Below are 13,071 nucleotides of genomic sequence, written 5' to 3'. Positions count from 1 at the left end.
GGAGGATGGCCGTACTCGCTCCGGCACCGGGCTCCGTGGCCCCCGTGCCCCGCAAGAAGCGTCTGGGCCGCGCGCTGTCCGACCGCCGCACACGCTTCGGACTGTTCAACGCCACACCCGTCGTGGTGTACCTGCTGGTCCTGTTCGTCTATCCGATCTTCAGCACCCTGATGCTGAGCCTCAAGGGCGAGAACGGAGGCTTCACCCTCCACTGGTACACCGACGCCTTCCGGGGCGCCAACCTGGAGATCCTCCTCACCACCCTGCGGATCTCCGCCGAGACCTCGCTGCTCAGCCTGGTCGTCGGATTCGTCCTGGCCGCCGCGGTGTCCCGGCTCAAGCCCCTGTGGGCGGGGCTGGTGATGGTGGTCGTGGTCGTCCCGCACTTCATCAGCGCGCTGGTGCGCACCTACGGCTGGATCATCCTGCTCGGTGAACACGGCGTCATCAACAACGCCCTGACGGCCGCTCACATCCCGGGCGCCCCCTTCCAGTTGCTCTACAACGAGCTGGGAGTCGTCATCGGCACCACCTCCGTGATGCTGCCGTACACCGTGCTGCTGCTGTACGCGGTCATGAAGGGCATCGACCGTCGGCTGATGGCCGCCGCGGCCAGCATGGGCGCCGGACGGATCACGATCTTCCGCCGTGTCTACCTCCCCCTGGTGGCTCCCGGAGTCGTCAACGCCGGCGTGCTGTGCTTCATCCTCTGCCTGGGCTACTACCTCACCCCCGCCCTCATGGGCGGCGAGAAACAGACCATGGTGGCCTCGCTCATCGACGAGCAGGTCATGAAGCAGGACCAGTGGAACGGCGCCTCGGCGCTCGGCATCATCCTGCTGCTGCTCACCTTCGCCGGACTGCTGCTGCTCAGACTGCTGAAATCGGCGGGCGAGGCGTACCGGAATCGAGGTACGGCGTCATGACAGAGCTCCGCTCCACCCTGGCCGGACGCATCACCCTGTTCGTCCTGTCCACCCTGATCCTGCTCTTCCTGGTGCTGCCGATCGTCGTCATCGTCGTCACCTCCTTCGGCAAGGACGCCTTCGGCTCCTTCCCGCCGTCCTCCTGGACGCTCGGCTGGTACAAGGTCCTGTTCGCCGACGGCAGCAAGTGGCCGGCCGCGCTCTCGCTCAGCGTCCTGGTCGCCTCGATGACCACCGTCTTCTCCCTCGTCCTGGGCATGACGGCGGCCACCGCCCTGGTCCGCAGCGACCTGCCCCTGCGCACGGCGGTCTACGGGCTGGTCCTGGCCCCGCTGGTGATCCCCCAGGTCGTCATCGCCCTCGGCCTGTTCCTGCTCTTCGAACCGGCCGCGATGCTCGGCAGCCCGATCGCCATCGCCCTCGGCCACACCGTCCTCGCCTCGCCCATCGCGGTCATGATCCTCATGGCCACCCTCCAGGGCATCGACGAACGGCTGGAGGACGCGGCCGCCAGCATGGGCGCGGGCCGCCTCACCGTCGCCCGGCGCGTCACCTTCCCGCTGGCCATGCCCGGACTGGTCGCCGCCGCGATCTTCTCCTTCATCACCAGCTTCGACGAGTTCTTCATCTCGCAGTTCCTGTCCTCCGTGGACACCGTGACCCTGCCGGTCCAGGTGTTCAACGTCCTCCAGTACGACGTCGACCCGTCGGTGACGGCCGTCAGCGCGATCCTCATCGCCGTCGCGGTCGTGGCCCTCGCCCTGGTCGCCGTGGCGCGCAAGCTCAGCGGCTCCGGAAAGCAGGACGGTTTCCTGCCGACCGAGCCCGGCGTGGGCCTTGCCGCCGGAAGTGAGACCGCGTCATGACGACCAGCACCCGCACCCCCGCCTCGGAGCTGTCCGCCACCGCGGCCAGGCACCTGCTCCTCAACATGACCCCCAACGGCTCCCTGGGCCCGGCCGGCGAGAACCTCTTCGTCGTCCGGCGCGGCGAGGGCCCGTACGTCGACGACGCCGGCGGCACGCGCTACATCGACGGCCTCTCCGGCCTGTACTGCTGCCAGCTCGGCTACTCCTACGCCCCCGAGTTCGCCGAGGCGGCGGACAAGCAACTGCGCGAGCTGTGCTTCAGCCCGCTGTGGTCCGCCTCCGCGCACCCGACGGCCATCGAACTCGCCGAACGGCTGTCTCGCATCGCCCCGGCCGACATCGAGCACACCTTCTTCTCGGGCGGCGGCGCCGAAGCCGTCGAGACCGCCTGGAAGATCGCCCGCCGCTACCACGCCCTGCGCGGCGAGCCGGGCCGCACCAAGGCGATCGCCCGGCGCGGCGCCTACCACGGCCTGACCATCGGCGCCCTCTCCCTCACCGACGACCCCGGGCTGCGGGAGCCGTACGGCCCCGGCGCCATCGACACGCGGTTCGTGTCCAACACCAACCGCTTCGGCCTCGAACCCGATTACGTCGACGACGAGACCTACACCTCCCGGCTCCTCGCCGAGCTGGAGGCCGCCGTCCTGGCCGAGAACCCGGAAACGGTCGCGATGCTCATCGCCGAGCCGGTGCAGAACCGCGGCGGGTGCATCACCCCGCCCGCCGGCTACTGGGAGGGGCTGCGGGCCCTGGCCGACCGGTACGGCTTCCTGCTCGTCGCCGACGAGGTGATCACCGCCTTCGGACGACTGGGGGAGTGGTTCGGCGGCGACCGCTACGGCGCCCGCCCCGACATCGTCACCGTCGCCAAGGGCATCACCGCCGGATACGCCCCCATGGGGGCGACGCTGGTCAGCAACCGCGTCGTCGATGTCATCAACCGGCCCGGCGCGGTCCTCAACCACGGCTACACCTTCGCCGGACACCCGCTCAGCGCGGCCATCGCCCTGCGCAGCCTGGACATCATGGAACGGGACCGGATCCTGGACAACGTCCGCGACCTCCAGGACCACTTGGCCCGCCGGATGGCGTCCCTCGCCGACCTGCCGATCGTCGGCGACGTCCGGGGCGCAGGCTTCTTCTACGCCTGCGAGCTCGTCGGCGACCTCGACGGCGGCGGCTTCAGCGACACCGCCCGCGCCGCCCTGATCACCGACCTCGTCCCGCGCCGACTGCGGGAGGCCGGTCTCCTCGCCCGGGTCTACAACCGGGCCGCGCCGCTGGTCCAGATCGCGCCCCCGCTGATCAGCGACCGCGCCCTCCTCGACCGTATCGCCGACATCCTCGCGCAGACCCTCGCGGAGGCGTCCGCCCGCCTGTGACACCCGCTCTCACACGTGCTTCTTCGAGCACGTGCTTCTTCAGGCAAGTGCTTCTGAAAGGAACGACATGTACTCGATCGGTCCGCTGACCGTCGCCCCCGGCGAGCGCGCCCAGGGCCTCATCCCCGTCGGCACCAGCAGCTACGGCGTGGAACTCGGCATCCCGCTGATCGTCGTCAACGGCGCGCAGGACGGCCCGGTGCTTTCCGTGGACGCGGGTGTGCACGGCGACGAGTACGACGGCCAGGAGGCCGTGCGCCGCGTCCTCGCGGAGATCGACCCGGCCACCCTGCGCGGCACCCTCGTCGCCATCCCCTGCATGAACACCCCGGCGTTCGAGGCGGCGGCCCGCACGAGCGGCCTGGACCACCTCAACCTCAACCGCATCTTCCCCGGTGACGCGGACGGTTCGTACTCGCTGCGGCTGGCCGCCACCTTCGTCGAGCAGGTCGTCCCCGCCATCGACGCCCTTGTCGACCTGCACACCGGCGGCACCTTCGGCGAGATCGCCCCGCTGGTGATCCTCCAGGGCGGCTACGAGGACCTGGCGACGGACCTCGCCCTGGCCGCCGGGCACGAGTTGGTCTGGAAGGGCGGCAAGTGGGGCGGCACGGTCCGCCACCCCACCCTCGCGGCGGGCAAGCCGGCCATCACCATCGAGGTCGGTGGCGGCACCTACCGCGAGGAGAACGTCGCCCTGCACATGCACTCGATCCGCAACATCCTGCGGCAGCTGAGGATGACCGACGGCGAGGCGGAGCTGCGGGACACCTACACGGCCGTCTCCGGCACCTTCGCCCGCTCCGACTCGGGCGGTTTCTTCGTCGGTCACGCCGAGCCGGGGGAGACGTGCAAGGAGGGCGACCTGATCGCCACCATCGTCGACCACTACGGCAACACGCTGGAGGAGGTCAGCGCCCCGCAGGACGGCATCGTGCTGTGGGTGCGCAGGATCCGCACGGTCCGCCCCGGGGACGAGGTCGTCATCTTCGGTGAGATCCAGGGAGAGATCCAGCCATGAGCAGCGACACCCAGTTGCTTCTCGTCGACGGCAAACAGGTCCCGGCCGCCGACGGACGCTCCTTCACCGTCCTCGACCCGTCCGACGGGACGGCTCTAGCCCAGGTGGCCCTGGCCGGAAAGGCGGACGTGGACCAGGCGGTGGCCGCCGCGCGAGCGGCGTTCACGGCACCCGGGTGGGCCCGGATGCGGGCCGCCGACCGGGGCAGGCTCCTGCACCGGATCGCCGAGGCCATCCGCTACCAGGGCGAACGACTGGCTCGCCTGGAGAGCCAGGACGTAGGCAAGCCGCTCAGCCAGGCCAGGGCCGACGTCGAGGCGGCCGCCCGCTACTTCGAGTTCTACGCGGGCGTCGCCGACAAGCTCGGCGGCACCACCGTCCCCCTCGGGCCCGGCCTGATCGACTACACCGTCCGCGAGCCGATCGGCGTCTCCGGGCAGATCATCCCGTTCAACTACCCACTGCAGAACACCGCCAGGGGCTCCGCCCCGGCCCTGGCCGCGGGCTGCACAGTGGTGCTCAAGCCGTCCCCGGAGGCGCCCCTCACCCCGTTGGAGATCGGCAGGATCGCCCTGGAGTGCGGTCTCCCGCCGGGCGTGCTCAACGTCCTCCCCGGCGACGGCGAGGCCGGCGCGGCCCTCGCCGGCCACCCGGACATCGACCAGGTCACCTTCACCGGCTCGGTGCCGACCGGCATCAAGGTCGCCCAGGCGGCCGCCGCCAACGTGGTGCCCTCCGTCACCGAGTTGGGTGGCAAGTCGCCGTTCGTAGTCTTCGCCGACGCCGACTTCGACCTGGCGCTGAAGGCGATCATGGGTGCCTCGTTCAGCAACGCCGGGCAGATGTGCTCGGCGGGAACACGGCTGCTGCTCCAGCGTGGCGCCGAGGAGTTCCTGGACCGGGTGGTCGAGAAGGTCGCCGCCCTGCGGGTCGGCCCCGGCCTGACGGATCCGGACATCGGCCCGCTGATCGCCGCCCGGCAGCGCGACCGGGTGCTGGGCTATCTGGAGCTGGCCCGGCAGGAAGGCGCTGTCGCCCGGGTCGGGGGAGGCGCACCGTCCGACCCGGCCCTGGCCGACGGCTACTACATCGAGCCGACCGTTCTCACGGGTCTGACCAACGACGCCCGGTGCGCCCGCGAGGAGATCTTCGGACCCGTCGTCACCGTCATCGACTTCGACGACGCGGACGAGGCCCTGGACATCGCCAACGACAGCCCGTACGGCCTGTCCTCCTACGTCTGGACCCGTGACATCGACCGGGCGATGCGCCTGGCCGAGGGCATCCGGGCCGGTCAGGTCTACGTCAACGCCACCGGTGTCGGCACCGGCGTCGAACTGCCCTTCGGCGGCTACAAGCACAGCGGCTGGGGCCGGGAGAAGGGCCTCGAAGCCCTGGCGAGCTACACACAGACCAAGAACGTCTGCATCGGCTTCGGGAGCCGGTCATGAGGTACCGCACCCTGGGCGAACGCGGGCCTGCGGTCTCCGTCGTCGGCGTCGGCGGCAACAACTTCGGCTCCCGCCTCGACGAGGAGGGCACCGAGGCGGTCGTCCACGCGGCCCTCGACGCCGGGATCACCCTGTTCGACACCGCCGACATGTACGGCGGGTTCGGCGACCCGGGCGGCTCGCGCGGCGACGGCGAACGGCTCCTGGGCGCCGCACTGAAGGGCCACCGGGACGATGTCGTCCTGGCCACCAAGTTCGGCATGGAGATGGGGCCCGAGGCGGACTCCTACGGCCGGCGGGGCGCCCGCCCCTACATCCGGTACGCGGTCGAGGCATCCCTGCGCCGTCTGGGCACCGACCGGATCGACCTGTACCAGTACCACGAGCCGGACGGCGTCACACCGCTCGACGAGACGGTCGCCGCCCTGCTGGAACTGGTCGACGAGGGCAAGATCGGCCACCTCGGCTGCTCCAACCTGCCGGCCGAGGAGCTCACCGGCGCCTTCGTGTCCGCCCAGGCCCGCTACCACCTGCTCGACCGCAGCGCCGAGAACGACCTGATCCCGGCCTGCCTGCGCCACGGCGTCGGCCTGCTGCCGTACTACCCGCTCGCCAACGGCCTGCTCAGCGGCAAGTACCGGCGCGGGGAGGCACCCCCGCCCGGCAGCCGCCTGACCTGGCGGCAGGGCTGGCTCACCGACGCGGCCCTCGACCGGGTCGAGGCGCTCACCGCGTACGGCGCCGAACGCGGCCTGACCCTCCTCCAGGTCGCGGTCGGCGCCCTGGCGGCCCTGCCCGCCGTCGGCTCCGTCATCTGCGGCGCCATGACCCCCGGGCAGGTCACCGCCAACGCGGCGGCGGCCGACTGGAGCCCCAGTCCGGCCGACCTGGCCGCACTGGACGCGATCGTCGCCCCCGGCGAACGCGTCGTCTGAAGCCCGCACTCACCCTGATCACCCCGAGAAACCCGCGAGACAGAGGCGAACACCATGCGAGAGATCGTCACCTTCGACGCCTATGCGACCCTGATCAACTTCGAGCTCGGCCCCACGACCCTGAAGGTTCTCGAGGACCGGCTGGACCTGGACAACCTGGATGTGGACGAGTTCCTCGACGACTTCCGCGTGATGCGTTTCCAGGCCGTCCTGGAGGCCTACCGCCCGTACCACGAGATCCTGCACTCCAGCCTGCGCAACGCCATGCGCCTGCACGGCCTGGAGTACCGCGAGTCCGACGGTGACGCCCTCGTCGAGGCCGTCCCCACCTTCGGCCCCTTCCCGGAGGTCCCGGACGCCCTGCGCGCGCTGAAGACCAAGTACGAGATCGCCATCATCTCCAACACCGACGACAACCTGATCGCGCGCAACGTCGAGAACATCGGCGTCGAGTTCGACCACGTCATCACCGCCCAGCAGGCCGGCGCCTACAAGCCGGACCGGCAGACCTTCGAGTACGCCTTCAAGACCATGGGCGTCGAGCCGTCTCAGGTCATCCACACCGCCCAGGGCTGGGAGTACGACCACATCCCGACCCGCGACCTCGGCCTGAAGCGCCGGGTGTGGATCAACCGCTACGGCCGCCCGGGCAGCGCCGACTACCAGCCGTACGACGAGCTGCCCGACCTGTCGGGCCTGCCGAAGCTCCTCGGCTGCTGACGCCACGGCGCACCGGCGAAACAGGACCGAGAGACACAGAGGACGCACGCCATGAAGCAGATCCCCTACTGGCTGGACACAGCTCCCGCCCTGCCCGACCGTTCCGGAAAGGACCTGCCCCACGAGGCGGACGTGGTGGTGATCGGCGGCGGCCTCACCGGCCTGTCCACCGCCTACCACACCGCCCGCAAGGGTGCCCGGACCGTCCTCGTCGAGAAGGACAAGGTCGGCTCGGGCGCCTCCGGACGCAACGGCAGCATGTGCACGCAGGGCATCACCATCAGCCCCGCCGAGGCGCGCAAGCGCTACGGCCAGGAGCGCGCACTGGAGCTGTACAACGCCTTCCGCGAGGCCGTCGACGTCGTCGAGGACCTCACGCGGAGGGAACAGATCGACTGCGACTTCCACCGCTCCGGGCGCCTCGGGCTGGTCTGCAAGCCCCAGCACTTCGAGGGCCTGCGCGCCAAGCAGCGCGACCTGGCCGAGAACTTCGGCCACGAGACGGTCGTCCTGAGCAGGAGCGAACTGCGGGCCGAGCTCGGCTCGGACCACTACCACGGCGCCCTGCTCGACCCGCTCAGCGCGGGCCTGCACGTGGGCAAGTTCGTCGGCGGCCTGGCAGACGCCGCCGAGCGTGCCGGCGCCGACATCCACGAGCGCAACGCCGCCACCGGCCTCACCCGCCTGGCCGGCGGCGGCTTCCTGGTGGAGACCCTGCACGGCACCATCCGTGCCAAGCAGGTCATGGCGGCGACGGACGCCTACACCGACAAGTCGATGCCGTGGTTCCGCAAGCGGCTGATCAACGTCGGCAGCTTCATCATCGTCACCGAGCCGCTGGGGGAGGCGCGCGCCAAGGAGCTCATCCCGAACGGCCGCCTGCTGGTCGCCCACAAGAACGTCGGCCACTACGTCCGCCTCACCCCGGACAACCGCCTCGCCTTCGGCGGCCGGGCCCGCTTCGCCCCCTCCAACCCGGCCTCCGACATCAAGAGCGGCGACATCCTCAAGCGGGAGATGACCGAGATCTTCCCGCAGCTCGCGGGGGTGCGCATCGACTACGTGTGGGGCGGCATGGTCGGCTTCTCCTGGGACCGCATCCCGCACGCGGGCGAGGTCAACGGCCTGTACTACTCCATGGGTTACTGCGGCCACGGCGTCCAGATGGCCACGTACATGGGCCGCGCGGTCGCCGAGATGATGGACGGCAACCCCGAGGCCAACCCGCTGCGCGGCTTCGGCTTCCCGAAGGTGCCCGTCCCCTTCTACAACGGCACCGCCTGGTTCCTGCCGTTCGGCGGCGCCTACTACAAGGCGAAGGACCGCCTGCTCTGAGCAGGCGCCGACATCGGTACCACGACGGGGGCCTTGTGCGCGGCGGCGCGGAAGGCCCCCGCCGCCGCGATCCTCGCCGCGTGCCGGGAGATCCGGTCCGGCCAGGCTGATGCGCCGTCACAGCACCGCGGCGCTCCGGGATGCCGGAACCCACCCGGCGGAGACGGCTGACCGGAATCACCAAGGTCAAGCCGGCCCCGCCGAGCGGGCCGCCACACCTGCCATCGTGGGCCGGTTTCCGTTCGGCCCCGCGTCGCGGTGGTGTCTCAGACGGTGAACAGGTAGACCGGAACGCTGCTGCCCGGGCCGTTGAAGTCGAAGTACCTGATGTGGCTCGGGTTGTCAGGGTCGGCCGGGCACGCCTTGGCGCTCCACTGCGTGCCGCTCGAGTACATGGCCTTCACCTGGGCGCACTTCCCGTCGGCCCTGGTGTCCTTCACCCAGCCGGCGACGCGGATATTGCCGCCGGAGCAACTGGTGGACCAGCTGGCCTGCCCCCCCGGACACACTCGCGTTGACCGTCTTGTCGCACGTGACAGCACTGGCGGGAGTGCCCAGGCCGACCGTGACCAAGCCGGCCGTGGCAACAGTGAGGGCGGCTCCGACGGCGATCTTCTTCTTTCCGTTCTTGAACATGTTCATGTGTGTGCTCTCCTTTGCTCCTGGAAGGCCCCGTTCTCATGTCGATGGTGGCGAGCCGACCTGGTGACGACCTTGTCGAAACCTTGTCCACCCCGCGCGCGCCTGCTGTGATGGATCCGCACCCGAGGTGATGGAGTGGACCGATCAGACGGGTTGGCATGACGGATTTTCGACTGCTGGGCCCGTTGGAGCTGCGGGTGGCCGGCCGAGCAGTGGAGCCCGGCCCGCCGCAGCGGCGGGCCGTACTCGCCTTCCTGCTGGCAGATGCCGGTCGGCCGGTCCCCGTCGACGCGCTGGTCGACCGGCTGTGGGGCGAGCATCCGCCCACCGAGGCCCGCGCCTCGCTCTACGCGCACATCGCCCGGATCCGTCGGCTCCTGGAGGTGAAGCCGGGCGCCACAACTCCTGAGCACGGCGGCCTCGCCGCGTCACCGCGTGTCCTGCGCCGCGCCGACGGATACCTGCTCGACGTGGCCCCGGACCAGGTGGACCTGCATCGGTTCCGGCAACTGGCCGAGCAGGCCCGCGGATTCGCCCGTACGGACGGGGAACGCGCGTTGGCACTGCGTCAGGCATGTGCGTTGTGGCGGGGAGAACCCATGGCCGGGCTGCCCGGGCCTTGGGTGGCCCGGGCCCGGGAGAGCTGGAAGCAGGAGTACATCGCCACGCTGGTCGCCTGGGCTCACTGCGAGCTGGAAGCGGGCAACCATGAGGCGGTGGTCGGCCGGCTGCCCGACCTGGTCGCCGAGCACCCGCTGGTTGAGCCGCTCGCCGCAGCGTTGATGAAGGCGCTGCACATCTGCGGACGCGGCCCGGAAGCCCTGGCCTGTTTCGCCGCCTTACGGGAGCGGCTGGCCGAGGAACTCGGCACTGAGCCGGGACCCGAGGTGCAGCGGCTGCATCAGGCGATCCTGCGCGGTGAGGGCACCGCCCCCGGCCGGGCCGACCGCGACGGGGTTTCGGGAGGCGCCCGCCCTCCCACAGTGCCCGCCCCCGTTGGGGCGCGCCCCGCGACACGCAGTCGGCTGGGCCGGCTGGTGGGACGTACCGAAGAGGTGGCGATGCTCGACCGCGCCCTCGACGACGTGACCACCGGTGAGAGCGGCGTCGAGGCACACGTGGTGGAGCTCGCCGGTGAACCGGGTATCGGCAAGACGCGCCTGCTCGCCGAGCTCGGCGAGAGGGCGACGCGGCGTGGGCTGCTGGTGCTGAGCGGGCGCAGCGGGCAGTTCGATCAAGCTCCGTACGGCGCCTTCGTGGACGCGCTGGACGACCATCTCGCTTCCGCGGGCCCGCGCGAGAACCCTGTAGACGCGTTGCCGAGGGCGGCAGTGCGTCAACTCGCCGCCGTTTTCCCCGCTTTGTGGGACGACCGCGTGGCGGCGGGGCAGGTGCGGGCCGAGCGGTACTGGCTCCACCGGGCCGTGCGGTCGTTGCTGGAAGCCATGGGCGGGGGTGGCCAGGGGTTCGTACTCAGCCTGGACGATCTGCACTGGGCGGACGACGCGACCGCCGAGTTGATCGACCACCTGATACGGCATCCGCCGAAAGCACGGGTGCTGCTCGCGCTGGCCCACCGTCCTCGGCAGATTCCACCTCGTCTGTCGGCAGCCCTGACTCGGGCTGCGGCGGACAGCCGGGTGTCCCGAGTGGAGCTGAGTCCCCTGTCGTCCACGGATGCGGCGCGACTGTTCGCAGCCGACATGGGCCCAGGGCGCTGGCGGCAGCTGTATGACGTCAGCGGCGGCAATCCGTTCTATCTGGAAGCGCTGACCCGGATGCCCTCCGAGCAGCTCGCGACGCCTGTCCCGTTGGACCCTGCAGCCTCCATGAGAGACGTGCCCCGACCCGTGCGGGACTCGCTCCTCGCCGAGTTACAGGGGCTGTCGGAGCCGGCGCAGCTCTCCGCGCGCGGGGCCGCGGTTCTCGGCGACTCCTTCTCGGCCACGATGGTCGCGGACGTCGCAGGGTCCGATCAGACCGTCACTCTGGCAGCCCTCGACGAACTCACCGCACATGACCTGGTGCGTCCCATGGGAGCCCCGGGCCAGTTCGGGTTCCGCCATCCGCTTGTGCGTGCCGCCGTCTACGAAGGAGCGGGCGCCGGCTGGCTGGTCAGCGCGCATGGCCGCGCCGCGCGATGCCTGGCGGCGCGCGGGGCCTCGCCGGCCGCCCAGGCCTCGCACGTCCGGCGATCGGCGCATCCGGGTGACGAGAAGGCCGCGGAGCTGCTGGCGGGGGCTGCCCGCGACGTGCTGACCATCGCTCCGGCCACCGCCGCGCAGTGGACTGAGGAAGCCCTCCGGCTGCTGGGTGACGAGGGCCGACTCAGGCCGGAACTGTGGTTCCAGAGGGCCAGCGCGCTCGGCGCGGTCGGACGGCTGCGAGAGAGTCGTGACCTGCTGCGTGCCACGGCCTCGCTGCTGCCTCCTCAGGCGGGGGACATGCGGGTCCGCGTCGCCGTCTCCCAAGCCACGATGGAGTGGATGCTCGGGGACTACCAGCAGGCGATGCGCTTGCTGCTCCGGGAGTTGGAGGACCGGGACGGCCGGTCGGACCATGACGTCGCGGAGCTGGAGACGGCGCTCGCGGCCATCGCACAGCGCACGGACGAGTTCCCCACCGCGGTCCGCTGGAGTGAACAGGCACTCGCCTCGGCGGAGAGAGCGGGAGACCCCCCGCAGGTCGCCGTGGCCCGAGGGCTGCTGGCGCTCGCGTACGCTTCGACTGGCGAACACGCCCGCTCCCTCGCCCACCTCACCCGACTGCTCGAGTCCCTCAGCGGAGCGCGGAGCGAGCAGCCGGAGTACATCGTGGCCCTTTCCGTGATCGGCTGGACGGAACTGCTGTACGCCCGCTACGACTCGGCCCTGCACCACCTCGACCAGGGACTCGAGCTGTCCCGCCGTACCGGCAACAGCCTGATGCTCAGCGACCTGTTCGCCGCCTCCGCACACGTCCACCTGCTCCTCGGACACCTGGACGAAGCGAGCAGATGCGCGGAGGAGGCGCTGGAGGCCGCGTCGATGGTCGGCAGCGAGGAGGCGTCCTCCTTCGCCGCCGGTGTGCTCGCCGCGACTCGCCTGTGGCGAGGGGACTACGCCGCGGACGATGCCCTCTTCGAGAAGCTGGTGACCTCGCTGCACACGGACGATGCCGCCGAGCCCGGGCGGGTCCGGTCGGTCGCGCTCGGGATTCTCGGCCAGGCCATGCTCTTCAACGGTGACCCGGACGGCTGCGTCCGCACGGTCACCCGCGCAGGCGGAGGACATGACCTGGCCAGGTTCGAAGCTCCGATGCGAGCTCTGTGGTTCGGGATGCTGACCAGCGCGGAGCTGGCCAGGGGCGACCTCGCCGCCGCAGGCTCCTGGACGGATCGGGCGGCCTCCGCGGCCGGTCCCGACGGACCACAGCACCAGCGGGCCTTCATCGCGCTCTCCCGCGCCGAGCTCCACCTCGCCCGGCAGGACACCGCGGTCGCGGCACGGTGGGCACAGGAGGCCGCCGAGGTGTTCCACACCTGCCGTATGCCGCTCTACGAAGCACTCGCGCGCATAAGGGCTGGCATCGCGCTGGGCGCCTCGTCCGAACGCGGGCTGGAGGCCCTGGCCCAGCTCGAACAGGCGCAATCCCTGTCCGGGACACGCGGTGCCCTCGGTCTCTCGGCATGGGCCGAGGCGGAGTACCGCCGCATCGGCTCTGTTCACGAGTCGTGAAGCCACGAGTACGAAGCCGGTGGCGTCGCGGCGATGAGTTGGCCGTCGCCCGCAGGTCTACCCCCTGACCG

At 70.8% G+C, this 13,071-nt stretch carries 10 protein-coding genes; 9 read left to right on the top strand and 1 reads right to left on the bottom strand.

Going from position 1 to position 13,071, the window contains the following annotated elements:
* Positions 1-5 precede the first annotated feature (5 nt).
* From ACGFNV_RS15630 to ACGFNV_RS15595, 8 genes are all read left to right on the top strand, one after another.
* On the top strand, positions 6-926 hold the full coding sequence (locus ACGFNV_RS15630; protein ID WP_393622762.1) for an ABC transporter permease: 921 nt from the start codon (positions 6-8) through the stop codon (positions 924-926).
* On the top strand, positions 923-1,792 hold the full coding sequence (locus ACGFNV_RS15625; RefSeq protein ID WP_393622760.1) for an ABC transporter permease: 870 nt from the start codon (positions 923-925) through the stop codon (positions 1,790-1,792). Before ACGFNV_RS15630 ends, ACGFNV_RS15625 begins: the two co-directional genes overlap by 4 nt.
* The gene (locus ACGFNV_RS15620) at positions 1,789-3,180 is read left to right on the top strand and encodes an aminotransferase class III-fold pyridoxal phosphate-dependent enzyme (protein ID WP_393622758.1); all 1,392 of its coding nucleotides are present in this window, start codon (positions 1,789-1,791) and stop codon (positions 3,178-3,180) included. The genes ACGFNV_RS15625 and ACGFNV_RS15620 overlap by 4 nt, the downstream gene beginning before the upstream one ends.
* Positions 3,181-3,247: 67 nt before the next feature.
* Positions 3,248-4,201 carry a succinylglutamate desuccinylase/aspartoacylase family protein gene (locus ACGFNV_RS15615; protein ID WP_393622756.1) on the top strand — a complete coding sequence of 318 codons (954 nt, stop codon included), beginning with the start codon at positions 3,248-3,250 and terminating at the stop codon, positions 4,199-4,201.
* A complete protein-coding gene (locus ACGFNV_RS15610; protein ID WP_393622754.1) occupies positions 4,198-5,652 on the top strand; it encodes an aldehyde dehydrogenase family protein in 1,455 nt (484 codons plus the stop codon). The genes ACGFNV_RS15615 and ACGFNV_RS15610 overlap by 4 nt, the downstream gene beginning before the upstream one ends.
* A complete protein-coding gene (locus ACGFNV_RS15605) occupies positions 5,649-6,587 on the top strand; it encodes an aldo/keto reductase (RefSeq protein WP_393622752.1) in 939 nt (312 codons plus the stop codon). The genes ACGFNV_RS15610 and ACGFNV_RS15605 overlap by 4 nt, the downstream gene beginning before the upstream one ends.
* A gap of 54 nt (positions 6,588-6,641) precedes the next feature.
* On the top strand, positions 6,642-7,307 hold the full coding sequence (locus ACGFNV_RS15600) for a haloacid dehalogenase type II (RefSeq protein WP_393622750.1): 666 nt from the start codon (positions 6,642-6,644) through the stop codon (positions 7,305-7,307).
* A 51-nt stretch (positions 7,308-7,358) separates the two neighbouring features.
* Complete coding sequence (locus ACGFNV_RS15595) at positions 7,359-8,642, top strand: NAD(P)/FAD-dependent oxidoreductase (RefSeq protein WP_393622748.1); 1,284 nt, start codon at positions 7,359-7,361, stop codon at positions 8,640-8,642.
* Positions 8,643-8,908: 266 nt separating this feature from the next.
* Here the strand turns inward: ACGFNV_RS15595 and ACGFNV_RS15590 are convergent, their stop codons facing one another.
* A complete protein-coding gene (locus ACGFNV_RS15590) occupies positions 8,909-9,082 on the bottom strand; it encodes a hypothetical protein (RefSeq protein ID WP_393622746.1) in 174 nt (57 codons plus the stop codon).
* 360 nt (positions 9,083-9,442) lie between these two features.
* Here ACGFNV_RS15590 and ACGFNV_RS15585 point away from each other — a divergent pair, with 360 nt between their 5' ends.
* Complete coding sequence (locus ACGFNV_RS15585; protein ID WP_393622744.1) at positions 9,443-13,000, top strand: BTAD domain-containing putative transcriptional regulator; 3,558 nt, start codon at positions 9,443-9,445, stop codon at positions 12,998-13,000.
* The last annotated feature ends 71 nt before the right edge of the window (positions 13,001-13,071 follow it).

The sequence above is a fragment of the Streptomyces sp. NPDC048751 genome, assembly GCF_043198595.1.
Classification (GTDB): Bacteria; Actinomycetota; Actinomycetes; order Streptomycetales; family Streptomycetaceae; genus Streptomyces.
The sequence above is the reverse complement of the archived record's forward strand: the minus strand, read 5'-3'. Positions and strand labels throughout refer to the sequence as shown.

Bases quoted from the DNA above. Each gene is read 5' to 3' on its own strand.
- ACGFNV_RS15630 (WP_393622762.1), top strand. From the start codon at position 6: ATGGCCGTACTCGCTCCGGCACCGGGCTCCGTGGCCCCCGTGCCCCGC.
- ACGFNV_RS15625 (WP_393622760.1), top strand. From the start codon at position 923: ATGACAGAGCTCCGCTCCACCCTGGCCGGACGCATCACCCTGTTCGTC.
- ACGFNV_RS15620 (WP_393622758.1), top strand. From the start codon at position 1,789: ATGACGACCAGCACCCGCACCCCCGCCTCGGAGCTGTCCGCCACCGCG.
- ACGFNV_RS15615 (WP_393622756.1), top strand. From the start codon at position 3,248: ATGTACTCGATCGGTCCGCTGACCGTCGCCCCCGGCGAGCGCGCCCAG.
- ACGFNV_RS15610 (WP_393622754.1), top strand. From the start codon at position 4,198: ATGAGCAGCGACACCCAGTTGCTTCTCGTCGACGGCAAACAGGTCCCG.
- ACGFNV_RS15605 (WP_393622752.1), top strand. From the start codon at position 5,649: ATGAGGTACCGCACCCTGGGCGAACGCGGGCCTGCGGTCTCCGTCGTC.
- ACGFNV_RS15600 (WP_393622750.1), top strand. From the start codon at position 6,642: ATGCGAGAGATCGTCACCTTCGACGCCTATGCGACCCTGATCAACTTC.
- ACGFNV_RS15595 (WP_393622748.1), top strand. From the start codon at position 7,359: ATGAAGCAGATCCCCTACTGGCTGGACACAGCTCCCGCCCTGCCCGAC.
- ACGFNV_RS15585 (WP_393622744.1), top strand. From the start codon at position 9,443: ATGACGGATTTTCGACTGCTGGGCCCGTTGGAGCTGCGGGTGGCCGGC.